The organism is Mesorhizobium sp. B2-1-3A, assembly GCF_006442655.1.
GTDB lineage: Bacteria > Pseudomonadota > Alphaproteobacteria > Rhizobiales > Rhizobiaceae > Mesorhizobium.
Genome location: NZ_VFWK01000002.1, coordinates 23,653 through 47,811 on the forward strand (window position 1 = coordinate 23,653; position 24,159 = coordinate 47,811).

22 protein-coding genes are annotated in these 24,159 nt (G+C 63.8%); 11 read left to right on the top strand and 11 right to left on the bottom strand.

Annotated elements, in window-relative coordinates; genetic code table 11:
• Positions 1 to 72 precede the first annotated feature (72 nt).
• The 3 genes from chrA to FJ977_RS06730 all read right to left on the bottom strand — a co-directional run bounded on the left by chrA (position 73) and on the right by FJ977_RS06730 (position 4,319).
• Positions 73 to 1,464, bottom strand: a complete 1,392-nt coding sequence (gene chrA, locus FJ977_RS06720) for a chromate transporter (protein ID WP_140769819.1) — start codon at positions 1,462 to 1,464, stop codon at positions 73 to 75.
• Positions 1,461 to 2,279, bottom strand: coding sequence for a chromate resistance protein ChrB domain-containing protein (locus tag FJ977_RS06725; protein ID WP_140769821.1), 819 nt, complete (start codon positions 2,277 to 2,279; stop codon positions 1,461 to 1,463). Before FJ977_RS06725 ends, chrA begins: the two co-directional genes overlap by 4 nt.
• 234 nt (positions 2,280 to 2,513) lie before the next feature.
• The gene (locus FJ977_RS06730) at positions 2,514 to 4,319 is read right to left on the bottom strand and encodes an IlvD/Edd family dehydratase (protein ID WP_140769823.1); all 1,806 of its coding nucleotides are present in this window, start codon (positions 4,317 to 4,319) and stop codon (positions 2,514 to 2,516) included.
• Positions 4,320 to 4,469: 150 nt separating this feature from the next.
• Here FJ977_RS06730 and FJ977_RS06735 point away from each other — a divergent pair, with 150 nt between their 5' ends.
• Entirely contained in the window at positions 4,470 to 4,919 is a 450-nt protein-coding gene (locus tag FJ977_RS06735; RefSeq protein WP_140769825.1) for a carbon monoxide dehydrogenase subunit G, read from the top strand.
• A 16-nt stretch (positions 4,920 to 4,935) separates the two neighbouring features.
• Here the strand turns inward: FJ977_RS06735 and FJ977_RS06740 are convergent, their stop codons facing one another.
• The 3 genes from FJ977_RS06740 to FJ977_RS06750 form a co-directional block, all read right to left on the bottom strand.
• On the bottom strand, positions 4,936 to 6,117 hold the full coding sequence (locus FJ977_RS06740; RefSeq protein ID WP_140769827.1) for an Mrp/NBP35 family ATP-binding protein: 1,182 nt from the start codon (positions 6,115 to 6,117) through the stop codon (positions 4,936 to 4,938).
• A gap of 75 nt (positions 6,118 to 6,192) precedes the next feature.
• Positions 6,193 to 7,197: an inorganic phosphate transporter gene (locus tag FJ977_RS06745; protein WP_140769829.1), complete on the bottom strand. Its 1,005-nt coding sequence runs from the start codon at positions 7,195 to 7,197 to the stop codon at positions 6,193 to 6,195.
• Positions 7,198 to 7,200: 3 nt separating this feature from the next.
• A complete protein-coding gene (locus FJ977_RS06750; RefSeq protein WP_140769831.1) occupies positions 7,201 to 7,842 on the bottom strand; it encodes a DUF47 domain-containing protein in 642 nt (213 codons plus the stop codon).
• A 169-nt stretch (positions 7,843 to 8,011) separates the two neighbouring features.
• Here FJ977_RS06750 and FJ977_RS06755 point away from each other — a divergent pair, with 169 nt between their 5' ends.
• The 10 genes from FJ977_RS06755 (at position 8,012) to FJ977_RS06800 (ending at position 18,153) form a co-directional block, all read left to right on the top strand.
• Positions 8,012 to 8,911, top strand: coding sequence for a LysR family transcriptional regulator (locus FJ977_RS06755; protein WP_056569692.1), 900 nt, complete (start codon positions 8,012 to 8,014; stop codon positions 8,909 to 8,911).
• Positions 8,912 to 9,046: 135 nt separating this feature from the next.
• Complete coding sequence (locus FJ977_RS06760; protein ID WP_056569689.1) at positions 9,047 to 9,526, top strand: formate dehydrogenase subunit gamma; 480 nt, start codon at positions 9,047 to 9,049, stop codon at positions 9,524 to 9,526.
• Positions 9,523 to 11,079 (top strand): NADH-quinone oxidoreductase subunit NuoF, encoded by a 1,557-nt coding sequence (locus FJ977_RS06765; protein WP_140769833.1) that lies wholly within the window; start codon positions 9,523 to 9,525, stop codon positions 11,077 to 11,079. Before FJ977_RS06760 ends, FJ977_RS06765 begins: the two co-directional genes overlap by 4 nt.
• Before the next feature lie 10 nt (positions 11,080 to 11,089).
• Positions 11,090 to 14,002: a formate dehydrogenase subunit alpha gene (gene fdhF / locus FJ977_RS06770; protein ID WP_140769835.1), complete on the top strand. Its 2,913-nt coding sequence runs from the start codon at positions 11,090 to 11,092 to the stop codon at positions 14,000 to 14,002.
• Between the two features lie 2 nt (positions 14,003 to 14,004).
• Positions 14,005 to 14,835, top strand: coding sequence for a formate dehydrogenase accessory sulfurtransferase FdhD (fdhD, locus tag FJ977_RS06775; RefSeq protein WP_140769837.1), 831 nt, complete (start codon positions 14,005 to 14,007; stop codon positions 14,833 to 14,835).
• Positions 14,825 to 15,133, top strand: a complete 309-nt coding sequence (locus FJ977_RS06780; RefSeq protein ID WP_140769839.1) for a formate dehydrogenase subunit delta — start codon at positions 14,825 to 14,827, stop codon at positions 15,131 to 15,133. Before fdhD ends, FJ977_RS06780 begins: the two co-directional genes overlap by 11 nt.
• A gap of 112 nt (positions 15,134 to 15,245) precedes the next feature.
• The gene (locus FJ977_RS06785; RefSeq protein WP_140769841.1) at positions 15,246 to 16,799 is read left to right on the top strand and encodes an alpha/beta fold hydrolase; all 1,554 of its coding nucleotides are present in this window, start codon (positions 15,246 to 15,248) and stop codon (positions 16,797 to 16,799) included.
• A 108-nt stretch (positions 16,800 to 16,907) separates the two neighbouring features.
• On the top strand, positions 16,908 to 17,387 hold the full coding sequence (locus FJ977_RS06790; RefSeq protein ID WP_140769843.1) for a carboxymuconolactone decarboxylase family protein: 480 nt from the start codon (positions 16,908 to 16,910) through the stop codon (positions 17,385 to 17,387).
• Positions 17,388 to 17,468: 81 nt separating this feature from the next.
• A complete protein-coding gene (locus FJ977_RS06795; protein ID WP_056570412.1) occupies positions 17,469 to 17,831 on the top strand; it encodes a nuclear transport factor 2 family protein in 363 nt (120 codons plus the stop codon).
• A 7-nt stretch (positions 17,832 to 17,838) separates the two neighbouring features.
• On the top strand, positions 17,839 to 18,153 hold the full coding sequence (locus FJ977_RS06800; protein ID WP_023775764.1) for a hypothetical protein: 315 nt from the start codon (positions 17,839 to 17,841) through the stop codon (positions 18,151 to 18,153).
• 267 nt (positions 18,154 to 18,420) lie between these two features.
• On the opposite strand, the gene FJ977_RS06805 is transcribed toward FJ977_RS06800, so the two are convergent.
• The 5 genes from FJ977_RS06805 to FJ977_RS06825 all read right to left on the bottom strand — a co-directional run bounded on the left by FJ977_RS06805 (position 18,421) and on the right by FJ977_RS06825 (position 24,089).
• Positions 18,421 to 19,848 carry a gamma-aminobutyraldehyde dehydrogenase gene (locus tag FJ977_RS06805; RefSeq protein ID WP_140769845.1) on the bottom strand — a complete coding sequence of 476 codons (1,428 nt, stop codon included), beginning with the start codon at positions 19,846 to 19,848 and terminating at the stop codon, positions 18,421 to 18,423.
• A gap of 103 nt (positions 19,849 to 19,951) precedes the next feature.
• Complete coding sequence (locus FJ977_RS06810; RefSeq protein ID WP_056569667.1) at positions 19,952 to 20,767, bottom strand: ABC transporter permease; 816 nt, start codon at positions 20,765 to 20,767, stop codon at positions 19,952 to 19,954.
• Entirely contained in the window at positions 20,757 to 21,707 is a 951-nt protein-coding gene (locus tag FJ977_RS06815; protein ID WP_210243836.1) for an ABC transporter permease, read from the bottom strand. Before FJ977_RS06815 ends, FJ977_RS06810 begins: the two co-directional genes overlap by 11 nt.
• A gap of 14 nt (positions 21,708 to 21,721) precedes the next feature.
• Positions 21,722 to 22,720 carry an ABC transporter ATP-binding protein gene (locus FJ977_RS06820; protein ID WP_140769849.1) on the bottom strand — a complete coding sequence of 333 codons (999 nt, stop codon included), beginning with the start codon at positions 22,718 to 22,720 and terminating at the stop codon, positions 21,722 to 21,724.
• A gap of 214 nt (positions 22,721 to 22,934) precedes the next feature.
• The gene (locus FJ977_RS06825; RefSeq protein WP_056570411.1) at positions 22,935 to 24,089 is read right to left on the bottom strand and encodes an ABC transporter substrate-binding protein; all 1,155 of its coding nucleotides are present in this window, start codon (positions 24,087 to 24,089) and stop codon (positions 22,935 to 22,937) included.
• Between the last annotated feature and the right edge of the window lie 70 nt (positions 24,090 to 24,159).

The window sequence follows — 24,159 nt, forward strand, 5'->3', positions numbered from 1 at the left end:
CGACGCGCTTCAGGTCCTTGTTTTCACGCATGTCGTTCTCCCAAAACCGAGGTCACCTTTGAGCGACATGCATTAGCCGCTCGCCGCCAGCAGCAAGACACCGGCAAGGGCCGATCCGGCGAGCGTCGGCAGCATGCCGATCTTCAGCCTCAGGATGGCGATCATCGCGGCACAGGAAAGCAGTGCCGCACGCCAGTCGATCGACGAAAGCACCGGGACATTCATACCGAGACCCATCGCGTGCACCTCACGGAAAACGACGTGCAAGGCAAACCACAAAGCAAGGTTCATGATGACGCCGACAACAGCGGCGGTGATCGCCCCCAACGCGGCCGACAATGCCCTATTGCCGCGCAAGGCCTCGATGTAGGGCGCGCCAAGGAATATCCAGAAGAAGCACGGCGTAAACGTCACCCACAAGGTCAGCAGCGCGCCAAGCGATCCGCCAAGCAGCGGGTTCAGCGACCCGGCGTGACGGAACGCGGCGATGAAGCCGACAAACTGCAACACCAGGATGAGTGGACCAGGCGTGGTCTCGGCAAGCCCAAGACCATCGACCATCTCACCGGGCGCGAGCCAGCCGAAAGACTGGACAGCCGCCTGCGCGACATAGGCAAGCACGGCATAGGCACCGCCGAAGGTGACGACCGCCATCAGACTGAAGAACCGGCCTATCTCGGTCCATACGCTGGCAGAGCCGGTGAACCACCAAATAACAACAACTGGTCCGAGCCAGATCGGCAGCCAGATCGCGACGGTGCGCGGCGCATGCCATCTGGTCGGTTCGACATGGGTCAGTTCGCCGCGCTCGAACATCAGGTCGACCGCCCCCTTGATATCGGCAATGTCGTCCTTGCCGCGCAAGGCGCCGGAAAACAGGCCGGGAACAATGCGGTCTCCCAGCCATCCTGTCAGGCCCGCGAGCAGGACGATGAGCGGAAACGGCACGTTCAAAGCGTAGATGGCGATGAAGGCCGCAACCGCGATCGACACCATGGCCGGGTTTTTCAGCGCACGCCGTCCGATGCGGATCACCGCCTCGATGACGATGGCAAGCACTGCCGCCTTCACGCCGAGGAAGAGCGCTTCGACGAGCGGCATGTCGCCATAGAGCACGTAGAGACTGCTCAAGACGAGCATGACGAGCGCGCCCGGCAGGACGAACAGGACGCCGGCGACAAGGCCACCGATCGTCCTGTGCAGCAGCCAGCCTATATAGATGGCGAGTTGCTGGGCTTCCGGGCCGGGCAGCAGCATGCAGTAATTCAGTGCATGCAGGAAACGCTGTTCGCCGATCCAGCGTCGTTCCTCGACCAGTTCCTTGTGCATCAGCGCGATCTGCCCGGCGGGCCCGCCAAAGCTGAGCAGTCCGATCTTCGCCCAGACCTTCAGGGCTTCGGCAAAGGTCGGTGCCGCCGGCGCTTCGACGTTCCCCGACCTGTGTGCAGGCACAACGGCGCTCATGACGGTTTACCCGCGCTGGGCCAGTTGTGCGTTTCCTCGGTGGCGTCGCGGCACCAGCGGAAGAACGCATCGTAGAGCAGCATGCCTGCTTCCAGTTGCTCCAGGTCGTCGCGAAACATCCGCGACAGGCCAAGCGAGGCAGCCAGAAAGCCGGCGGCCTGGGGCACCAGATCGAGACTTGCAGTGTCGGCCGCGCGCACAATCACGGCAAGGCGATCGAGTGCGGCGGATTCCAGCCCGAATTCCTCGATCATCGTATCGAAGGTGCAGCGTTCGCCACGATGGCTCCAGAACACGTTGTCGATGTCGAACGGCTCGGCCTGAAAGCGGTCGGCCACGGCAGGCACTTCGGCCGCCTCGACAAACAGGAAGACCGCGCGAGGATCGATGAAACGCCGGATCAGCCAGGGGCAGGCGATGCGGTCGACCTTGGGGCGGGCGCGCGTCACCCAGACCGTGCAGCCCTTTTCATCGCGCGGCGGCAATTTGTCGGTGCGGACCAGAAGCCCGTCCGCATCGCGCCAGGCCTCGAAGCCACCTTCGAGGGTTTCGGCGGGAATCCCCTCGTGGCGCAGCCATGCGGCTACACCTTGCGAGAGTTTCCGGCCTTTCTGGCAGACCACCACGACGGGCTTGCGGGCGAAGTCGGACGCCCAGGTCGAAACGGTTTTGAAATCGCGGCGGACCGAGGCCGGCAGCAGGCGCGGATCGGCGTCGAAATCCTCATCAATGCGGACATCGATGATTGCAGGCGCGCCCGGCAGGCCGACCAGACGGGATAGTTGCGATACGGTGATAGCGGTTGTTGACGGCATGGCGTCCACCTCCTGATAGAGAAGCCTGGACGCGAACGTTGGGCTGACGCCTCACGGGGTCGTCGCGATGCACCCCTTGTCATGATCGTGGATTTGTTGGGCGCGCTTGTCAAGGATCGTGACCGGTCTCGCACCGCGGTCAGGACGCACAATGCCAAATGGAAGAACGGCCGGCGGTTTGATTGATCAAGCCGCCAGCCGTCGATCCGATGTCAGTGATTGTCCCCGGAGCAATCAGTGATTGTCCCTGGGAACGCCGCTGGTATGGGCGACGTCCAGGTATTTCACGGCCGGCTTGAGCACCATTCCTTCCGAGAACTGGTCGACCATGCCGCGCTGGATCTCCTGCCATGGCGTCTGGTGCTTGGGGTAGTGGTAGCCGCCATCGCTCTCCAGCTCGGCGCGCCGCCTGGCAAGCTCTTCATCGCTGATCAGCATATTGGCGGTGGCTTTGCGCAAGTCGATGCGCACGCGGTCGCCGGTCTTGAGCAGCGCCAGTCCGCCGCCGATCGCGGCTTCCGGCGAGGCGTTGAGGATCGATGGCGAGCCGGACGTGCCCGACTGGCGGCCGTCACCGATGCAGGCCAGCGAGTGGATGCCCTTCTTGATGAGATAGGCCGGCGGCTGCATGTTGACGACCTCGGCGCCGCCGGGATAGCCGACCGGGCCGGCGCCGCGCATGAACAGGATGGTGTGCTCATCGATGCCTTGCGCCGGATCGTCGATGCGGGCGTGGTAGTCCTCCGGACCGTCGAAGACCATGGCGTTGCCCTCGAAGGCTTCCGGGTCGTTCGGGTTGGACAGATAGCGCTCGCGGAATTCCGGCGAGATGCCGCTCATCTTCATGATCGCGGAATCAAACAGATTGCCCTTGAAGTTGATGAAGCCGGCATTGGTCTTGAGCGGTTTGTCGACACTGTGGATGACGTCGGCGTTTTCGTTTGCGACACCCTTGCAATTATCGCCGATCGATTTGCCGTTGACGGTCACGGCTTCAGGATAGGGCAGAAGCCCGGCCGTCATCAGTTCGGCAACCACGGCCGGCACGCCGCCGGCATGATGATAGTCCTCGCCCAGATATTCGCCGGACGGCTGCAGATTGACGATGAGCGGCACTTTGAGGCCGATCTTCTGCCAGTCGTCATTGTCGAGGGGCACGCCGAGATGGCGGGCGATGGCATTGAGATGGATCGGTGCGTTGGTGGAGCCGCCGATCGCCGAATTGACGACGATGGCGTTCTCGAAGGCCTTGCGCGTCATGATGTCGGAGGGCTTCAAATCCTCATGCACCATATCGACGATGCGCTTTCCCGTCTCGTAGGCGATCTGGCCGCGCTCACGATATGGCGCGGGGATGGCGGCCGAGCCCGGCAGTTGCATGCCGAGCGCCTCGGCCAGCGAATTCATCGTGGTGGCGGTGCCCATCGTGTTGCAATAGCCGGTGGAGGGCGCCGAGGAGGCGACGATGTCCATGAACTCGTCATAATCGATCTCGCCGGCCGACAGGCGCTGGCGCGATTCCCAGACGATGGTGCCGGACCCGGTGCGCTTGCCCTTGTGCCAGCCGTTGAGCATCGGGCCGACCGACAGCGCGATGGCCGGGATGTTGACGGTGGCCGCCGCCATGAGCAGCGCCGGCGTGGTCTTGTCGCAACCGATGGTGAGCACGACGCCATCGAGCGGATAGCCGTAGAGCACCTCGACCAGGCTGAGATAGGCAAGGTTGCGATCAAGCGCCGCGGTCGGGCGCTTGCCGGTCTCCTGGATCGGATGGCAGGGGAACTCGAAAGGGATGCCGCCCATCGAGACGATGCCTTCGCGCACGCGCTTGGCGAGCTCGATATGGTGGCGGTTGCAAGGCGACAGATCCGAGCCGGTCTGGGCAATGCCGATCAACGGCTTGCCAGACATCAACTCGGCGCGGGTCAGCCCGTAATTCAGGTAACGCTCCAGATAGAGCGCCGTCATTCCCGGATTGTCGGGGTTGTCGAACCACTCCTGCGAGCGAAATTTCTTCTTTCCTGTGGGGGCGCCAGCCATCATGGTCTCCGTATTTGTATGACAAATCGATATGACAACGCGCGGATGCAGGCAAGGGGCACGCGCGATCTGAATCCGGACTTTGGTGCGATAGACATGTATCGGGCCGCGCGCTAGGACCAATCGACATCAGTTGCACGGGAGGTCTTGATGGCTTTGGTGATCGAAGGCGAGGAACGCATCACGGCGCCCGTCCAGAAAGTATGGGAAGCTCTGAACGACCCGGCGGTGCTGAAGGAGAGCATTCCCGGTTGCCAGAGCCTGGAGAAGACGTCGGACACCGAGATGGCGGCGACGGTCGTGCTGAAGATCGGACCGATCAAGGCGACCTTCAACGGCGAGGTGACGCTGAAGAACCTCAAGCCACCGCATTCCTACACGATCCAGGGCGAAGGCAAGGGCGGCATCGCCGGCTTCGCCAAGGGCGGCGCCGACGTGACGCTGACGGCGGACGGACCGAATGCCACGGTGCTCAAATATGCCGCCAAGGCCGAAGTCGGCGGCAAGATCGCCCAACTTGGCAGCCGGCTGATCGAATCGACATCGAAAAAGCTGGCCGGGCAGTTCTTTTCGACATTTGGTGAGAAGGTCGGCGGCTGACCTTCCGCCCGGGAGGTCACTCGAAGACGATGCTCGGCACCGCCGCTTCGGCCGCGCCGCGTTCTTCATTGACCCTGTCCCAGACCTTGGCGGCGATGTCGCGATAGGTTTTCGCAGCGGCGCCGTCAGGATCCGAGACGACCACCGGCGTACCGGCATCCGAGCTTTCGCGGATGCCCATTTCCAGCGGCACTTCGCCGAGGAAGGTGACGCCGAGGCGTTCGGCCTCGCGGCGTGCGCCGCCATGGCCGAAAATGTCGTAGCGCTTGCCGGTGTCCGGCGCGATGAAATAGCTCATGTTCTCGACGATGCCGAGCAGCGGCACGTCGACCTTCTTGAACATGTTCAGCCCCTTGCGGGCGTCGATGAGGGCCAGGTCCTGCGGCGTCGAGACGATGACGGCGCCGGCCAGCGGCACCTGCTGCGCCATGGTCAATTGCGCATCGCCGGTGCCGGGCGGCATGTCGACCACGAGCACGTCGAGCCTGCCCCATTCGACCTCGCGCAGCATCTGTGTCAGTGCCGACATCACCATGGGCCCGCGCCAGATCATTGGCGTTTCCTCATCGACAAGGAAGCCCATCGACATCACCTTGAGGCCGTAATTCTCCATCGGCTTCAGGATCTTGCCGTCAACCGTCTGCGGCCGGCCATGGATATCGAGCAGCTTGGGCATGGACGGGCCGTAGATGTCCGCATCGAGCACGCCGACCCGCAAGCCATTGGCGGCAAGGCCAAGCGCCAGGTTGACGGCGGTGGTCGATTTGCCGACGCCGCCCTTGCCCGAGGCAACCGCGATGATCGCCTCGATACCGGGCACGCCGCGCTTGCCCTGGCTGTGCGAAGCAGGGGCATGCGGAGCAGCACGCGATGCGGCAGCGGCGGGCGGAGCAGACGGTGCCGGCCTGGGCGCGGTGCGCGCCGGAACCGGTGCCTCCATGCCGCCGCCCTTCTTTTCCGCGGTCAATGCGACAACGGCGCCGGCAACACCTGGAATTGCCTTGACGACACGTTCGGCGGCGGCGCGCAGCGGCTCCATCTCCTGCGCCCTGGCGGCTGGAACAGTGATCGAGAAGAACACTTTCGAATCGGCGATGAAAATCTCCGAAACCATGCCGAGGTCGACGATATTGCCGGTGAAATCCGGCCCATTGACCGTCTTCAGACGCTCGGTGACGATTTCCTTGGTGACGGACATGATTTTATCCTGGCGTTGGGCTGCCGCTCAGATAGTGCAGATTGAAGCCGACTCCAAGCGCCACGATGCCCGCGGTCAACCCGCCAGGTTGACGGCGAGATAGGTGAGAGCCGAAATCGCCGCCGTCGCCGGCAAGGTTATGATCCAGGCGATGACGATGTTGCCGGCGATGCCCCAGCGCACCGCCGAGACGCGGCGGGCGGCACCGACGCCGATGATGGCACCGGTGATCGTATGCGTGGTCGATACGGGAACGCCGAGCCAGGTGGCGGCGAACAGCGTGATGGCGCCGCCGGTTTCGGCGCAGAAGCCCTGCATCGGATTGAGCCGGGTGATCTTCGAACCCATCGTGTGGACGATCCGCCAGCCGCCGAACAGCGTGCCGAGCGCCAGTGCCGACTGACAGGTGAGGACAACCCAGAGCGGCACGTAGAATTTCTCGCCGAGCATGCCTTGCGAATAGAGCAGCACTGCGATGATGCCCATGGTCTTCTGCGCATCGTTGCCGCCATGCCCGAGCGAATAGAGCGAGGCGGAAAAGAACTGCAGGACGCGAAAGGTGCTGTCGACGGCGAACGGCGTCTGGCGCACGAACAACCACGAAACCACCAGGATCAGGACAAGCGCCAGGATGAAACCGGTCGCCGGCGACAGCACGATCGCGGCGACCGTCTTGCCAAGTCCCGACCAGACGATGGCACCGATGCCCGCCTTGGCGACGCCAGCGCCGACCAGCCCGCCGATCAGCGCGTGCGAACTGCTCGAAGGGATGCCGGCAATCCAGGTGACGATGTTCCAGACAATGGCGCCGACGAGAGCCGAGAAGATCACCGCCGGCGTGACGATGCCGACGTCGACAATGCCTTTCCCCACGGTCTCGGCGACATGCAGGCCGAAGAACATGAAGGCGATGAAATTGAAGAAGGCTGCCCACAGCACCGCATATTGCGGCCTGAGCACGCGTGTGGAGACGATTGTGGCGATGGAATTGGCCGCATCGTGCAGGCCGTTGAGAAAATCAAAGAACAGCGCGACGGCGACAAGGCCGGCCAGCAGGGGGAAGGCGATCGCGACGTCCATCGCCTAGACGTTCTCGATGACGATGCCGCTGATCTCGTTGGCGACGTCCTCGAAGCGATCGACCACCTTCTCCAGCTGACCATAGATTTCCGAGCCGATCAGGTAGGCCATCGCGTCACCGCGGCCGTGGCGCCTGAACAGATCCTTCAGGCCCTGCTCATGCAAATCGTCGGCCCGGCCCTCGGCGCGCATGACTTCCTCGGCGAGGGCGTTGAGGCGTGCGCTGTTGGCACCGACCTTGGCGAGCAGCGGGATCGCCTCCGCGACCAGCCGCGCGGCGTCGACGATGACGGCGCCCATTTCCTGCATCAGCGGATCGAACTCCCGCTTCTCGAACAGTCTTACCGTCTTGACGGTCTTGTGCATCATGTCGATGGCATCATCCATCGACTGGATCAGATCCTTGATGTCGCCGCGATCGAAAGGGGTGATGAAGGAGCGTCGTACGGCCAGCAGGACTTCCGCGGTGACGTGATCGGCCTCGTCCTCGAGATCGACGATCTTCTGGCACCAGCGATCGATGTCCTTGCCTTGGAGAAGCTGCTGCAGCGCCTCCGCGCCGCCGACCACCGTGCGGGAATGCCGCTCGAACAGGTCGAAGAAACGATCTTCGCGTGGCAGCAGCTTGCGGAACCAGCCCAGCATGTCAGTCTCCCCTCGCGCCCGGTCCACGACCGTTTCATTGACATAACGCCGCGCGATGCTGCGGGAAACAGTAAGCCGGCTGAAAGATGTGGATGCGGAACGATTGCGCATACCGCTTGCGGCAAAGGACAATTTCCCCGAGCCTGTGCGTGACGACCGGAAGGATGGCATGATCGACAAACTCGAATTCTTCATCGCGCTGGCCAAGGAAGAGCATTTCGGCCGGGCGGCGGAAGCATGCGGCGTGACCCAGCCGACCCTGTCGGCCGGCATCAAACAGCTGGAGGGGCAGCTCGGTGTCATGCTGGTCAATCGCGGGTCGCGTTTCCAGGGGCTGACGCCGGAGGGCAAGCAGGTGCTGGTCTGGGCGCGCCGCATCGTCGGCGATTCGAGGACCATGCGCGAGGAGATGCGGGCGGCGCGCCACGGCCTTTCCGGCCGCATCCGCATTGCCGCCATTCCGACTGCGTTGGCCATGGTGGCGCGGCTGACGACGCCGTTTCGCGAAAAGCACCCGGGCGTCACCTTCTCGGTGCTGTCGCGCACATCGATCGAGGTGCTGTCGTTGCTCGGCAATTTCGACATCGACGCCGGCATCACCTATCTCGACAACGAGCCGCTTGGACGGGTGACCAGCGTGCCGCTCTACGACGAGCGCTATCAATTGATCACAGCCATAGGCAATCCTTATTCGGATCGCGACAAAGTGTCATGGGCCGAGATCAGCCAGTTGCCGCTGTGCCTCCTGACGCCCGACATGCAGAACCGCCGCCTCATCGACCAGCATCTGGCCGAGGCCGGCGTGCAGGTGCGGCCGACGCTCGAATCCAACTCGATGATCGTGCTGTTCTCGCATATCCGCACTGGCAAATGGTCGTCGATCATGCCGCTCAACCTCGCGGAAACATTCGGCTTTTCGGAACCGATCCGGGCCATTCCGATCGTCGAGCCGGATGCCAGCCACACGGTCGGCCTGGTGGCCGCGCCGCGCGAACCGCACACGCCGCTGGTGCAGGCGCTGCTGGACGAGGCAATGGCGCTGGCAGACGATTTCCGCGCCCATCGCTAGGTTAGAGACAAGGGGCTGAACGTGATTGATAGAAGATTTCTATCAAGCGACGGATCAGCTTTATTGATTTCGCGGGTTTCCTCTGTTTTTGTAACGACTTAGCGCTAGAACGCTACCGACCAGGGAGGGCGCTGCATGACGATGCAGCCTGCAAGTACCGAGATCGTATCGCGCACGGCCGCGATCATCCACGAGCTGAAAGGCCTCGAAGGCCCGCTGCTGCCGATCCTCCACGGCATCCAGGAAGAGTTCGGGCATGTGCCGCAGGACGCCGTGCCCGTCATCGCCGATGAACTGAACCTGTCCAGGGCCGAGGTGCACGGCGTCGTGACCTTCTATCATGACTTCCGTGCGCGGCCGGCAGGCCGCCACGTGCTCAAGCTGTGCCAGGCGGAAGCCTGCCAGTCGATGGGTTCGGATGCCGTGGCCGCCAGGGTCAAGCAGCTGCTCGGCATCGATTTCCATGAGACCACCCGCGATGGATCGGTCACGCTCGAGCCGGTGTATTGCCTCGGGCTTTGCGCCTGTTCGCCGTCGGCAATGCTGGACGGCGAGGTGATCGGGCGGCTCGATGACGACAAGATCGACGAGATCGTTGCCGAGGTGCGCTCATGATCCCCCGCATCTACATTCCCGGCGATTCCGGCGCGCTGGCGCTCGGTGCGGAAAAGGTCGCCAACGCCATTCGCGCTGAACTCGCCGAGCGTGGCATCGAGGCCAAGATCGTGCGCAACGGGTCGCGCGGCGCCTATTTCCTCGAGCCTATGGTCGAGGTGGCGACCGCCAACGGCCGTGTCGCCTACGGGCCGGTCAAACCGTCGGACGTCAAGAGCCTGTTCGATAGCGGCTTCCTCACCGGCGGCCATCACAAGCGCTGGCTGGGCGCGCCGGACAAGATCCCCTTCCTGGCCAAACAGACCAGGCTGACGTTTGCGCGCTGCGGCATCAACGATCCGCTGTCGCTCGACGCCTACAAGTCGCTCGGCGGGCTGAAAGGCCTGCAGAACGCGGTGGCCATGGCGCCCGCCGATGTCGTCAAGCAGGTTACTGAATCGGGCCTGCGCGGCCGTGGCGGCGCGGGTTTCCCGACCGGCATCAAATGGAAGACGGTGCTGGATACGGCGGGTGACCAAAAATACATCGTCTGCAACGCCGATGAAGGCGACAGCGCCACCTTCGCCGACCGCATGATCATGGAGGGCGATCCCTTCGTGCTGATCGAAGGCATGACGATCGCCGGTGTCGCGACCGGCGCGACCAAGGGTTTCGTCTATATCCGCTCGGAATATCCGCATGCGGTGGCGACGATGAACAAGGCCGTCGAGATCGCCCGCAAGGCAGGCGTGCTCGGCGTCAACGTGCTGGGTTCGCCCAACGCCTTCGACATGGAAATCCGCGTCGGCGCCGGCGCCTATGTCTGCGGCGAGGAAACCTCGCTGCTCAACAGCCTCGAAGGCAAGCGCGGCGTCGTGCGCGCCAAGCCGCCGCTGCCGGCGATCCAGGGCCTGTTCGGCAAGCCGACGGTGATCAACAATGTCATCTCGCTGGCTTCCGTCCCTATCATCATGGACAAGGGTGCGGCCTTCTACAAGGATTTCGGCATGGGCCGCTCGCGCGGCACGATCCCGATCCAGATCGCCGGCAACGTCAAGCATGGCGGCCTGTTCGAGACGGCCTTCGGCCTGACGCTGGGCGAGATCGTCGACGATATCGGCGGCGGCACCGCCACTGGCCGGCCGGTGAAGGCGGTGCAGGTCGGCGGCCCGCTCGGCGCCTATTTCCCGCGCTCGCTGTTCGACACCGCCTTCGACTACGAAGCCTTTGCCGCCAAGGACGGGCTGATCGGACATGCCGGTATCACCGTGTTCGACGATACGGCCGACATGCTGAAGCAGGCGCGCTTCGCCATGGAGTTCTGCGCTATCGAAAGCTGCGGCAAGTGCACGCCCTGCCGCATCGGCTCCACGCGTGGGGTGGAGACCATCGACAGGCTCGCCGCCGGCATCGAGCCGGAAAAGAACCTCGCTCTGGTCACCGATCTCTGCAACACGATGAAGTTCGGATCGCTCTGCGCGCTGGGTGGTTTCACGCCCTACCCGGTGATGAGCTCGATCACCCATTTCCCCGAGGATTTCAAGCCCGCGCCTGCGCGCGTGGCTGCTGAATAGGAGCTGGCAGATGAACATCAAGGCCGACTTCCCGACACTCATCGAAGAACTCGACTACGGGACCCCGGAATCGAAGGCGCAAAAGCAGGTCACGCTGATCGTGGACGGCCGCAGCATCAGCGTGCCGGAAGGCACCTCGATCATGCGGGCGGCGATGGAAGGCGGGGTTGAGATCCCGAAGCTCTGCGCCACCGACATGCTGGACTCGTTCGGCTCCTGCCGTGTCTGCCTGGTCGAGATCGAAGGGCGCGGCGGCACTCCGGCGTCCTGCACGACACCGGTCGGCGAAGGCATGGTGGTGCGCACGCAGTCCGACCGGCTCGACGCGATCCGCCGCGGCGTCATGGAACTCTATGTCTCCGACCATCCGACCGGCTGGAACGAGAAGGCCGGAACCGGCGCCAGCGAGTTCGACGCGGTGGCGAAGTCGGTCGGCCTGACAGAGAACCGCTACGGCATCGAGGGCCGCAACCACGTCAAGCAGGAAGACGGCGTGGCGCCCGGCCATGGTTCGCTGGCGGTCGATTACATCGCCCGCGACGAATCCAACCCCTATTTCACCTATGATCCGGCGCAGTGCATCGTCTGCTCGCGCTGCGTGCGCGCCTGCGAGGAGGTGCAAGGCACCTTCGCGCTGACTATCGAGGGCCGCGGTTTCGAGTCGCGCATGGTTGCCGGCATGCACGAGGACTTCATCGCCTCCGAATGCGTGTCCTGCGGCGCCTGCGTGCAGGCCTGCCCGACCGATGCGCTGCGCGAGAAGACAGTGCTCGAGAAAGGCATGCCCGAGCGCTCCGCCGTCACCACCTGCGCCTATTGCGGCGTCGGCTGCTCGTTCAAGGCCGAGGTGAAGGGCGACGAAGTCATCCGCATGATGCCCTACAAGGATGGCAAGGCGAACCATGGTCATTCCTGCGTGAAGGGCCGTTTCGCCTATGGCTACGCCACCCACAAGGACCGCATCCTGTCGCCGATGATCCGGGAAAAGGTCAGCGATCCCTGGCGTGAAGTGAGCTGGGAAGAGGCGATCGCCCATACGGCCAAGGAATTCCGCCGGATCCAGTACCAGTATGGACGCACCGCGATCGGCGGTATCACCTCGTCGCGCTGCACGAACGAAGAGACCTATCTCGTGCAGAAGATGGTCCGGCAGGGCTTCCGCAACAACAATGTCGACACCTGCGCGCGCGTCTGCCATTCGCCGACCGGCTATGGGCTCGGCCAGACCTATGGCACCTCGGCCGGCACGCAGGATTTCGATTCCGTCGAGTTCACCGACGTCGCCGTCATCATCGGCGCCAATCCGGCTTCCGCCCATCCGGTCTTCGCCTCGCGGCTGAAGAAGCGCCTGCGCCAGGGCGCCAAGCTGATCGTGCTCGATCCGCGTCGCACCGAAATGGTGAAATCGGCACATATCGAGGCGGATTATCATCTGCCGCTGAAGCCCGGCACCAATGTCGCGGTGCTGACGGCGCTGGCCCATGTCATCGTCACCGAAGGTCTTTTCAACGAAGCCTTCATCCGCGAACGCTGCGACTGGACGGAGTTCCAGGACTGGGCGTCGTTCGTCGCATTGCCGGAAAACAGCCCGGAAACCGTCGGTAAGCTTTCCGGCGTCGATCCCGAGTTGATCCGTGGCGCTGCCCGGCTCTACGCCAAGGGCGGCAATGGCGCGATCTACTACGGCCTCGGCGTCACCGAGCACAGCCAGGGCTCGACCACCGTCATGGCGATCGCCAACCTTGCGATGGCGACAGGCAATATTGGCCGCCCAGGCGTTGGGGTGAACCCGCTGCGCGGCCAGAACAACGTGCAGGGCTCGTGCGACATGGGCTCCTTCCCGCACGAACTGCCGGGCTATCGCCATATCTCCGGCGAAGCCGTGCGCGACATCTATGAAAGCCTTTGGGGTGTGAAGCTCGACGACGAACCTGGCCTGCGCATCCCCAACATGCTGGATGCCGCCGTCGACGGCTCGTTCAAGGGCATCTACATCCAGGGCGAGGACATCCTGCAGTCCGATCCAGACACCAAGCATGTCGCCGCCGGCCTTGCGGCGATGGAATGCGTGGTCGTGCACGACCTGTTCCTGAACGAGACGGCAAACTACGCGCATGTCTTCCTGCCGGGCTCGACCTTCCTGGAGAAGGACGGAACCTTCACCAATGCCGAGCGCCGCATCAACATGGTGCGCAAGGTGCTGGAGCCGAAGGCACGCTACGCCGACTGGGAAGCAACGCAGGAGCTCGCCCGCGCGATCGGGCTCGACTGGAACTACCAGCACCCCTCCGAGATCATGGACGAGATCGCCAAGACGACGCCAAGCTTCGCCGGCGTCTCCTTCGAGTTGCTCGACCGTGTCGGGTCGGTGCAATGGCCCTGCAACGAGAAGGCTCCGCTCGGCACGCCGATCATGCATGTCGACAGCTTCGTGCGCGGCAAGGGCAAGTTCATCCGCACCGAATATGTGGCGACGGACGAGAGAACCGGCCCGCGCTTCCCGCTGCTTTTGACCACCGGCCGCATCCTCAGCCAGTACAATGTCGGCGCGCAGACGCGGCGCACCGACAACGTCATGTGGCACTCGGAAGACCGGCTGGAGATCCATCCGCACGATGCCGAGAACCGCGGCCTGCGCGATGGCGACTGGGTGCGGCTGACCAGCCGCTCCGGCGAAACGACGCTGCGTGCGCTGATCACCGACCGGGTGTCGCCGGGCGTGGTCTACACGACGTTCCACCATCCCGACACGCAGGCCAACGTCATCACCACCGACTTCTCCGACTGGGCGACCAACTGTCCGGAATACAAGGTGACGGCGGTGCAGGTCGGCGCCTCCAACGGGCCGTCGGAATGGCAACGCGAGTACGATGAACAGGCAAAAAACAGCCGCCGCATCGCCTCGCTGCAAGCGGCGGAGTAACCTTGGCCGCGCGCCGCAAAGCAACGACTGAGATATCGCGGCTGGCGCATCGCGCCAGTGGCACGGCTGCGGCCAACCGCATGGTGCCGGAGGAGACGCCGGTGGCATTCTCCTTCGCCGGCACCACGCATGCGGTGATGATGGCAAGCCCGGCGGACTTCGAGGATTTCGCGCTTGGCTTCTCGCTGACCGAAGGCATCATTGCCTCCCCTGAAGAGATCGAAGCGATCGAGGTCGAGGATCATGGCGCCGGCATCGACATCCAGATCCGGCTGAAAGACCTCGCCAATACGCGCTTCGAGGCGCGGCGCCGCAGGCTTGCCGGGCCGGTCGGCTGCGGTTTGTGCGGCATTGAATCCATCGAGGAAGCAATGCGATCGGTTGATGCCGTTGGTGCGTCAAAACTTACTCTTGATGCCGACGACATCGTGCGCTCCGTCAAGCTGTTGTCGAAGGTGCAGCCGCTGCACACGGAAACCGGAGCCGTGCATGCCGCCGGCTTCTACATCCCGGGCAAGGGCGTCGTGATGGCACGCGAGGATGTCGGCCGCCACAATGCGCTGGACAAGCTGGCCGGTGCGTTGGCCAAAGCCGGCATCGACGGCACGTCGGGCGCCGTGGTGGTGACGTCGCGCGTCTCGGTCGAGATGGTGCAGAAGACGGCGGCGATCGGCTCGGGCTTCATCATTGCCGTCTCGGCTCCGACCGCGCTTGCCATCCGCACCGCGCAGGAGGCGGGCATGACGTTGGTGGCGCTGGTGCGCGGCGACGATTTCGATGTTTTCACCCACCCCGACCGGGTGATCTATGGAGCCGCCCAGCATGTCGCATGACGAAGACCACATCACGAGCACGAGCGAAAAGCTGGTGCGCATGGCCAACCAGATCGCGACCTTTTTTCATTCGAGGCCGCGCGAGGAAGGCGTTGCGGGCGTCGCCGAGCATATCAACAAGTTCTGGGAGCCCAGGATGCGGCGGCAGTTCTTCGAGTTGCTGGACAGCGGCGAAGGCTTCGACGAACTCGTCGTGGCCGCATCCGCCAGGATCAAGCGCCCGATCTCGCCGGCCGATGCCGATCTCAAGCTCGGACTGAAACCCTCCCCAGCCGACGTTGCTGCCTCGCAAAAGTAGCCTCCGGACCGCACGGACTTATATTTCCTTTCGCTAAAGTTTGAGCTGCCGCTATCGATGCGGCTCTGCTATGTTTGACGATCAGAAATCGTCAGGCCGGGCGGAAGAACTCGTGAGGCCGATCGAGACCCGATATGCCCTCAGTGGCGAGGTGCGGATCGCCTATCAGGTGGTCGGCCAGGGATCACTTGATCTCGTTTTCGTGCCGGGCTTCATTTCCAATCTCGACCTGCATTGGGAAGACGAGGGCTATACCAGGCTCTTGAGGCGGCTGTCGGCATTCTCGCGGCTGATCCTGTTCGACAAGCGCGGCACGGGTCTTTCCGATCGTGTCGATGTTCATCACTTGCCCAGCCTTGAGATACGCATGGATGATGTGCGCGCGGTGATGGACGCGGCCGGCAGCGGCCGGGCGGCACTGCTTGGCGCTTCCGAAGGCGCGCCGATGGCAATGCTGTTCGCCGCCACCTATCCGGAACGGACGCGGGCGCTGGCGCTCTATGGCGGCTATGCGCATTTCCACAAATGGGTGATGCCGCCCGAACGCCTCGATGCCTTCATCGCAACGGCCGAAACGGCCTGGGGCACCGGCGCCACCTTGCCCAGTTTCGCGCCGGGACGGGTGGATGACACCCGTTTTTCAACCTGGTGGGCGCGCTTCGAGCGCTTGTCGGCGAGCCCGACAGCAGCTGCGGCACTGGCGCGGATGAACGCGGAGATCGACGTGCGCGGCGTGCTGGCGGCAATCAGCGCGCCAACGCTGCTGATCCATCGCCGCAACGATGCCCGGGTCGATCCCGACGCCAGCCGCTTCCTGGCCAGGAAGATCCCGAATGCGCGGTTGGCCGAAATCCCGGGACGCGACCATCCGATCTGGACCGGCGATGTCGACCGGGTGGCCGACCTGATCGAGGAGTTCCTGACCGGCGCGTGCGCCGTGGCGGAAGCCGAACGCGTTCTGGCCGCGCTTCTTGTGACACGCATCTACGACACCGCGCGGCTTGGCGACCGGATGTGGAGCGAACGCTGTGAGCGTTTCCAGGAAACCTGGCGGACGCTTGTCGGGCGCCATGGCGGGCGCTGCGTGGACATGCATGGCGAAACGATGATTTCGCGCTTCGATGGGCCAGGGCGCGCCTTGCGTTGCGCGGCGTCGTTGCGCGAGGCGGCGCAGCAGATCGGCGTGGCGAGCGCCCAAGGGGCGCATGTCGGCGAGATCGAGTTGCGCGGGCCACCGACCGGATTGACGGGCCGCGTGACGATGCACCTCGCCACGCATGCCGGGCGCGGCGACATATTGGCGTCGCGGCTTGTCGCCGACCTGGCCGCCGGGTCAGGGCTCCATTTCACCGACGCCGGCCGCATCGGCATCGACGAACTGGACGAGCCGCTGGCGCTTGTCCTGGCGATGTCAGAACAGCATCTGGAACCGGCTTGCCGCCCAAAGGCCAAGGCGACCGAGCCGGCCTGCCTGACGGCGCGCGAGAGCGAGGTGGTGAATTTGATTGCCGACGGCAAGAGCAATGCCGCGATCGCGGCCGAACTCAGGCTGAGCGAGCACACGGTCAAGCGCCACGTCGCCAACATATTGCTGAAACTCGACCTGCCATCGCGAGCCGCGGCGGCGGCATTTTCCGTCAGGCACACTGGCCCGGACGGGCCATGAGGGCCATGGCGCTTTCGGGCGAAGCGGGCATGCCGATGCAGGCGTATCAATTTCCCCCATGCAGGCCGGGCGGATGCCGCCGGGAAGGCGCTGCGAACGGAGGATGAAATGCTCAAGTCAAAACTGAATGTCAGATCATTTGTGATCGCGGCAGGCATTGGCGCGCTGTCCGCGATCGCTCCCGCAAAGGCCGAGGATGCATCGGCGACAGCCGCCTACAAGGACATCCAGGCGACGCTCGGCTCGGTGCCGGACATGTTCAAGACACTGCCTGACGTCGCGGTCGCCGGCGCCTGGGCCGAGATCAAGGGGGTGCAGCTCAACCCCAAGACCGCGCTCGACGGCAAGACCAAGGAGCTGATGGGCCTTGCGGTGGCCTCGCAGATCCCCTGCCAGTACTGCATCTATTTCCACACCGAGGCGGCCAAGCTCAACGGCGCGAGCGACGAGGAGATCAAGGAAGCGATCGCCATGGCGGCGATCGTTCGCCATTGGTCGACGATGCTCAATGGCAGCCAGGTCGATCTCGCCACTTTCAAGAAGCAGACCGACGACGTCTTCGCTGCCGTCAAGGCGAAGTCGCAGTGAAAGACGCTGCCCGCCGATAAGCGCCGGGCAGCCTTGCGAACGTCAACCGCCCGATCGTGAAGACGGGCCAAGGAGGATAAAATGCTGACCAAGACCCAAGCCGTGGATGGCGCGGCCATCAAGAAGGCGATCGAAACCCGTGACGGCAAGATGCTGTCGAGCTTCTATGCCGATGATGCGCTGGTGCGGGTGATCGACCGCAACAACCCGCCGAGCAAACCGCGCGAAATCCGTGGGCGCGCGGCGATCACCACCTTCTGGGACGATATCTGCAGCCGGGCAATGACCCACAAAGTCGATACAACGATCGCCGACGGCAACAGCCTCGCCTTCACCCAGGCCTGCGCCTATCCGGACGGCACAAAAGTGTTCGCCGCGGCGATGCTGGAACTGAAGAACGGGCAGATCGCACGGCAGACGGTCGTGCAGGCCTGGGACGAGTGAGGCCGCCATGTTCAGCGCCAGATGGCAGATCGACGCCAAATTCGGCCACAAGCAGACCGTGCTCGAATTACTGAAGAAATGGGAACGCGAGATTGGCTCACAGGTCGGTCTCGCCGACCTCCAGTTCCAGATCATGACCGGCTCGATCGGTGCGCGGGAGGCGACGGTCGAATCTCATCACCAGGTCGAGAGCCTGGCCCAGCTGGAGGCGTTTTTCGCCAAGATCGGCAAGATCGACGCACACGCCAAATGGGGCAAGGAGATGGAGCCCTATGTCGTGTCAGGCACCAGCCTGTGGAACATCTATCGTATTGTCGAGTAGCGGCTGCGCAGCGGTCTTACCTCTCCCCTTGTGGGAGAGGTCGGATTGCCCCGATTTGTCCTTCACAAATCGGTTGGCAATCCGGGTGAGGGGTAAGCTGGCGCCAAGCTGGAACACCCCTCATCCGGCTCGGCGCTGCGCGCCGATCCACCTTCTCCCACAAGGGGAGAAGGGAAAATGGCCGCCTCCCGGCCCTTCGCAGGCTCAGGGCGTTCGAAGCTCGAAAAGCCAAGCAATTCGCTTTTCGTCCGCTACGCGGACCGCTTCTCACCCGTGTGCCACCATCACATGGCGCACGGCGGTGTAGTCTTCCAGCGCATAGAGCGACATGTCCTTGCCGTAGCCGGACTGCTTGAGGCCGCCATGCGGCATCTCGTTGGTCAGCATGAAGTGGGTGTTGATCCACGTGCAGCCATATTGCAGGCGGGCGGCCGTCGCCATGGCGCGCGAGACATCCTTCGTCCACACCGACGAGGCCAGGCCGTAGTCGCTGTCATTGGCCCAGTTCACCGCCTCGTCGACTTCCGAGAACCGGGTGACCGAGACGACCGGGCCGAAGACTTCGCGGCGCACGATCTCGTCTTCCTGCAGCGCGCCGGCGACGACGGTCGGCTGATAGTAGAAACCGCTGCCCTCGCCCGGCTTGCCGCCGGTGGTGATCTCGATGTGCTTCAGCTCCGAGGCGCGCTCGACGAAGCTCGACACGCGATCGCGCTGACGGCGCGAGATCAGCGGCCCGATCTCGTTCTGGGTATCGTCGGGCAAATTGTACTTGATGGTCGACACCGCCGAGGACAGATCGGCGACAAGCTTCTCGTAGATCTTCTTGCCGGCATAGATGCGGCAGGCGGCGGTGCAATCCTGGCCGGCATTGTAATAGCCGAAGGCACGCAAGCCATTGACCACGGCGCCAAGATCGGCGTCGTCGAAGACGATGACCGGCGCCTTGCCGCCAAGCTCGAGATGCGTGCGCTTGACCGACTTGGCGGCGGCCTGCAGCACCTTCCTGCCGGTGGCGACGTCACCGGTGATCGAGATCATGTTGACCTTGGGGTGGTTGATCAGCGTGTTGCCGACGCTGTCGCCACGGCCGAGCACGACATTGACGACACCTTCGGGCAGGATCTCGGCCAGGATTTTCGCCAGCTTCAGCGCCGTGAGTGGTGTCTGTTCGGAGGGCTTGAAGACGACCGTGTTACCGCCGGCGATCGCCGGCGCCAGTTTCCAGGCCATCATCATCAGCGGGTAATTCCAGGGCGCGATGGAGGCGACGATGCCGATCGGGTCGCGCCGGACCATCGAGGTGTGGCCAGGCAGATATTCGCCGGCGACAACGCCCGGCATCGAACGCACCGCGCCGGCAAAGAAGCGGTAGCAGTCGACGATCGCCGGGATCTCGTCATTGAGCACGGCATTGATCGGCTTGCCGCAATTCAGCGCCTCGAGCGTGGCGAACTCCTTGGCCTCGGCCTCGATGCGGTCTGCGATCCTCAGCAGATAACCGGAGCGTTGCGCCGGCGTGGTGCGCGACCACAAGACGAACGCTTGTTCGGCGGCACTGACCGCCGCCTCGATCTGCGCCTGGCTGGCCTCGGGCAGGTTGAGAATGGTCGCCCCTGTCTTCGGATTGAGGATCGGCTCCTCGGTCTCGGCGCCCTTCTCGAACTTCGAGCCGATCAGCATCTGGGTGTCCATTGGGTTTCTCCTTGAACAGAAGTGAGTAGTGAATAGTGAGTAGTTGGTAGTCAGTGATGAGCAGGCTCCGGCTGTGGATTTCCCTACTCACTACTCACTGTTCTCATTTGCCCGAACCGGCGATCTGATCACCGTCGCGGGTCAGGTAGTAGGCAAACAGGATGGGCAACAGCGTCACGAGCACGACGACCATGGCCACGACATTGGTGACCGGACGCTGGCGCGGACGGATCAGTTCCTCCAACATCCAGATCGGCACGGTCTGCTGCTGGCCGGCGGTGAAGGTGGTGACGATGACCTCATCGAAGGACAGCGCGAAGGCCAGCATGCCGCCGGCAAGCAGCGCGGTGGCGATGTTGGGCAGCACGACATGGCGGAAGGTCTGGAAACCATCGGCGCCGAGATCCATCGAGGCCTCGATCATCGAGCCGGAGGTGCGGCGGAAGCGGGCGACAGCGTTGTTGTAGACCACGACGACGCAGAAGGTGGCGTGGCCGAGCACGATCGTCCAGAACGAGAAGGGAATGTCGGCCAGCGCAAAGGCCGAGCGCAGCGCGATGCCGGTGATGATGCCGGGCAGCGCGATCGGCAGGATGACCAAAAGCGAAATGGTTTCGCGGCCGAAGAATCTCGTGCGCGACACCGCGGCGGCACACAGCGTGCCGAGCACAAGTGCGATCGCTGTCGAGATGGCGGCGACGCGTACCGACAGCGACAGCGCCTCCCAGACGTCAGGCCGGTTCCAGGTGACGGCGAACCACTGCGTGGTCAGCCCAGGCGGCGGCCAGACGAAGCTCTTCTCCTCGGTGGTGAAGGCGTAGACGAAGATCAGCAGGATCGGCAAATGCAGGAAGAGCAGACCGCAGGCTGCAGCGATCTTCAGGCCGAGCGGAGCGGATTGACCACGGTCAGAGCGCATCGAAAGCCCCCATGCGCTTGGCGCCCCAGAGGTAGAAGCCCATGATGACGATGGGCACCACGGTGAAGGCGGCGGCGAGCGGGATGTTGCCGGCCGTGCCTTGCTGCGAATACACGGCCTGGCCGATGAACAGGCGCGAGGTGCCGATGATCTGCGGGATGATGTAATCGCCCAGCGTCAGCGAGAAGGTGAAGATCGAGCCGGCGACGATGCCGGGCAGCGCCAGCGGGAACAAAACATTGCGGAAGGTCTGCCCCGGCGAGGCCCCGAGATCGGACGAGGCCTCGACCAGATTGCCGGGCACGCGCTCGAGTGCCGCCTGAACCGGCAGGATCATGAAGGGCAGCCAGACATAAACGAAGACGATGAAGGTGCCGGTGAACGACACCGACAGCGAGTTGCCGCCGACGACCGGCAGCGACAGCCAGGCATCGAGCAGCCACAGCAGATGCAGCTTGGCGAGCAGCCAGGTCAAAATGCCTTCCTTGGCCAGGATCAGCTTCCACGCGTAGATCTTGACCAGGTAGCTCGACCACAGCGGCAGCATGACGCCGAGATAGAACAGCGCTTTCCAGCGGCCGCGTGCATAGCGCGCCGCATAGTAGGCGATCGGAAAGGCGACGATGGCCGAGGCCAGCGTGACGAGTGCCGCCATGGTCACCGTGCGCAGGATGATGTCGAGATTGGCGGCCTGGAACAGGTCGCCATAGGTCTTCAACGTGAACTGGCGGTTGATGAGGCCGGAGTACTCGTCGATGGAGAAAAAGCTCTGTGCCAAGAGCGCGAAGAGCGAGCCGATATAGACGATGCCGAGCCACAGCACCGGCGGCAGCAGCATGAGGAGCAGAAGCATTTGCGGCCGGCGCCAGAACAGGTCCGACAGCGCACCGCGCATGCCGCCGCTGCCGGGCAGGATCGCGGGAGCCGTGGCGCGCGGCATGGTGGCGTCGACGCTCATGCCGGCTCGTCCATCAGATGCAGGTGTTCGCGGTTGAAGGTGAGCACCACCGCCTCGCCTTCCGCCGGCAGGGCAGTGCCGGCCGGCACGACGGCATGCAACTTCAATCCGTCGGCATCGAGCGCCAGCCTGGTGGTGGCGCCGAGATAGTTGGTCGAGACGAGGCGGGCGGCAACGCCTTCGCCGCTTGCGGCGCGGCCGACGCGAATGGATTCGGGTCGCAGGCTGCCCCAGCGATGCTGGCCGGAATAGCGCTGGACGAAGTCCGGTGGCAGCACGTTGGAGGAGCCGACGAAATCGGCGACGAAACGGGTTCTCGGCCGCTGATAAATGTCCTCCGGCGTGCCGATCTGCATGATCCTGCCGTCGTTGAAGACGGCAACGCGGTCCGCCATCGACAGCGCCTCGCCCTGGTCGTGGGTGACGAAGACGAAGGTGATGCCGAGCGCCTTCTGCAGCGATTTCAGCTCTTCCTGCATGTTCTCGCGCAGCTTGAGGTCGAGCGCGCCGAGCGGCTCATCGAGCAGCAGCACCTTGGGCTGGTTGACCAGCGCGCGGGCCAGCGCGACGCGCTGGCGCTGGCCGCCGGAAAGCTGGCCGGGCCGGCGGGCGCCGTAGCCCGGAAGCCGCACCAGCGACAGCGCTTCCTCGGCCGCCTTGTGGCGCTCGGCCTTGCCGACGCCCTTGACCATCAGCCCATAGGCGACGTTGTCCAGCACATTGAGGTGCGGGAACAGCGCGTAGTCCTGGAAGACGGTGTTGACGTTGCGGCGGTAGGGCGGAACACCCTCGGCGCGCTCGCCGAAGATCGAGATCGAGCCGGCGGTCGGCTGTTCGAAACCGGCGATCAGGCGCAGGCATGTCGTCTTGCCCGAACCCGACGGGCCAAGCATGGCGAAGAACTCGCCCGGCGTTATGTCGAGATCGACCGCGTCGACAGCGCGAACGCTGCCGAAATGGCGCGAAACTTTCTGGAAGGAGACGGCAGAGGTCATGGGCTGTCAGTCTGTTGCCGGTTTTGTTCTATTGAACCATCTTCGCCTGCAAATCATGGCTTGGATGGCAAATTCGCGCGCCACTTTACCTCCCCCTCGATGGGGGAGGTCGCGGCGAAGCCGCGGGTGGGGGTGATCCGGCACGAACGTCCGCGCTGCCCCCCACCCCGACGTTGCGCATCGCCCCTCCCCACAAGGGGGAGGGTAAGCGAAATCACCGTCCGCCGATGACGCCGATATAGTCCGACACCCAGCGGTAGTAAGGCACGCACTGGTCGTTCTGGGTGACGCATTTCGAGACCGGCGTCTTCCAGAACTTGATCTTGTCGAAATTGTCGTAGCCGTTGGTCTTGCAGCCTTCCTCGCCGAGCAATTCATTGCCCTTGCAGGCGGCAGGCACGACCGGCAGCGAACCGAACCAGGCCGAAACATCGCCCTGCACCTTCGGCGACAGCGAATGCTCAAGCCACATATAAGCGCAGTTCGGATGAGCCGCGTCGGCTTCCATCATGGTGGTGTCTGCCCAGCCGGTGACGCCTTCTTCCGGCACGGTCGAGGCGACCGGCTTCTTGGCGGCGACCAGCGTGTTGACCTGATACGGCCACGAACCGGATGCCACGACGCCTTCATTCTGGAAATCGTCGACCTGGATGGCGGCATCATGCCAGTAGCGGCCGACCAGCGTGCGCTGGACGCGCAGCAGATCGAGGGCGGCCTTGTACTGGTCTTCGTTGAGCTCGTAGGGGTCCTTGATGCCGAGTTCCGGCTTGTGGAACATCAGATAGTTGGCGGCGTCCGCGATATGGATCGGTCCGTCATAGGCCTGGACGCGCCCCTTGTTGGACTTGCCGTCCGGCAGCTTCATCTCTTCGAAGACGACGTTCCAGCTCTTGGGCGCTTCCTTGAACACCTCGGTGTTGTACATCAGGATGTTGGGGCCCCACTGATAGGGAACGCCGTAATGCACCTTGTCGACGGTGAACCAGGGCGCGTCCTTGAGGCGATCGTCGACCGCCTTCCAGCTCGGGATGAGATCGGTGTTGATCGGTTGCACGCGCTTGCCGGCGACCAGACGCAGCGAGGCATCGCCTGAAGCCGTGACGAGGTCGAAGCCGCCTTCGTTCATCAGCGAGACCATCTCGTCGGACGTGTTGGCGGTCTTGACGTTGACCTTGCAGCCACTCTCCTTCTCGAAGGCGGTGACCCAATCATAGCCCTTGTCGGTCTCGCCGCGCTCGATATAGCCCGGCCAGGCAACGATGTTGACCTGGCCTTCGCCCTTGCCGAGTTCCTTGACCTGGGCGATGGCCTGACCAGAGAAGGTCAGCGCGACCGTCAGCGCAGTGCATGACTTCAGGAATGAATTCATCATCGATCTCCCATTTTGGCGCCTGATCCCGAAACCGCTTCGGTTTTCGCCAGATCAAGCGCGGACTGAA

What these genes read in the sequence shown, in the direction of transcription:
- FJ977_RS06795 (WP_056570412.1), top strand. Translation starts at nt 17,469, where the DNA reads ATGCTGACCAAGACCCAAGCCGTGGATGGCGCGGCCATCAAGAAGGCG.
- FJ977_RS06730 (WP_140769823.1), bottom strand. Translation starts at nt 4,319, where the DNA reads ATGGCTGGCGCCCCCACAGGAAAGAAGAAATTTCGCTCGCAGGAGTGG.
- FJ977_RS06745 (WP_140769829.1), bottom strand. Translation starts at nt 7,197, where the DNA reads ATGGACGTCGCGATCGCCTTCCCCCTGCTGGCCGGCCTTGTCGCCGTC.
- FJ977_RS06825 (WP_056570411.1), bottom strand. Translation starts at nt 24,089, where the DNA reads ATGAATTCATTCCTGAAGTCATGCACTGCGCTGACGGTCGCGCTGACC.
- FJ977_RS06780 (WP_140769839.1), top strand. Translation starts at nt 14,825, where the DNA reads ATGTCGCATGACGAAGACCACATCACGAGCACGAGCGAAAAGCTGGTG.
- FJ977_RS06735 (WP_140769825.1), top strand. Translation starts at nt 4,470, where the DNA reads ATGGCTTTGGTGATCGAAGGCGAGGAACGCATCACGGCGCCCGTCCAG.
- FJ977_RS06760 (WP_056569689.1), top strand. Translation starts at nt 9,047, where the DNA reads ATGACGATGCAGCCTGCAAGTACCGAGATCGTATCGCGCACGGCCGCG.
- FJ977_RS06815 (WP_210243836.1), bottom strand. Translation starts at nt 21,707, where the DNA reads ATGCCGCGCGCCACGGCTCCCGCGATCCTGCCCGGCAGCGGCGGCATG.
- FJ977_RS06810 (WP_056569667.1), bottom strand. Translation starts at nt 20,767, where the DNA reads ATGCGCTCTGACCGTGGTCAATCCGCTCCGCTCGGCCTGAAGATCGCT.
- FJ977_RS06740 (WP_140769827.1), bottom strand. Translation starts at nt 6,117, where the DNA reads ATGTCCGTCACCAAGGAAATCGTCACCGAGCGTCTGAAGACGGTCAAT.
- FJ977_RS06805 (WP_140769845.1), bottom strand. Translation starts at nt 19,848, where the DNA reads ATGGACACCCAGATGCTGATCGGCTCGAAGTTCGAGAAGGGCGCCGAG.
- FJ977_RS06820 (WP_140769849.1), bottom strand. Translation starts at nt 22,720, where the DNA reads ATGACCTCTGCCGTCTCCTTCCAGAAAGTTTCGCGCCATTTCGGCAGC.
- FJ977_RS06755 (WP_056569692.1), top strand. Translation starts at nt 8,012, where the DNA reads ATGATCGACAAACTCGAATTCTTCATCGCGCTGGCCAAGGAAGAGCAT.
- FJ977_RS06725 (WP_140769821.1), bottom strand. Translation starts at nt 2,279, where the DNA reads ATGCCGTCAACAACCGCTATCACCGTATCGCAACTATCCCGTCTGGTC.
- chrA (WP_140769819.1), bottom strand. Translation starts at nt 1,464, where the DNA reads ATGAGCGCCGTTGTGCCTGCACACAGGTCGGGGAACGTCGAAGCGCCG.
- FJ977_RS06790 (WP_140769843.1), top strand. Translation starts at nt 16,908, where the DNA reads ATGCTCAAGTCAAAACTGAATGTCAGATCATTTGTGATCGCGGCAGGC.
- FJ977_RS06765 (WP_140769833.1), top strand. Translation starts at nt 9,523, where the DNA reads ATGATCCCCCGCATCTACATTCCCGGCGATTCCGGCGCGCTGGCGCTC.
- FJ977_RS06800 (WP_023775764.1), top strand. Translation starts at nt 17,839, where the DNA reads ATGTTCAGCGCCAGATGGCAGATCGACGCCAAATTCGGCCACAAGCAG.
- FJ977_RS06750 (WP_140769831.1), bottom strand. Translation starts at nt 7,842, where the DNA reads ATGCTGGGCTGGTTCCGCAAGCTGCTGCCACGCGAAGATCGTTTCTTC.
- fdhF (WP_140769835.1), top strand. Translation starts at nt 11,090, where the DNA reads ATGAACATCAAGGCCGACTTCCCGACACTCATCGAAGAACTCGACTAC.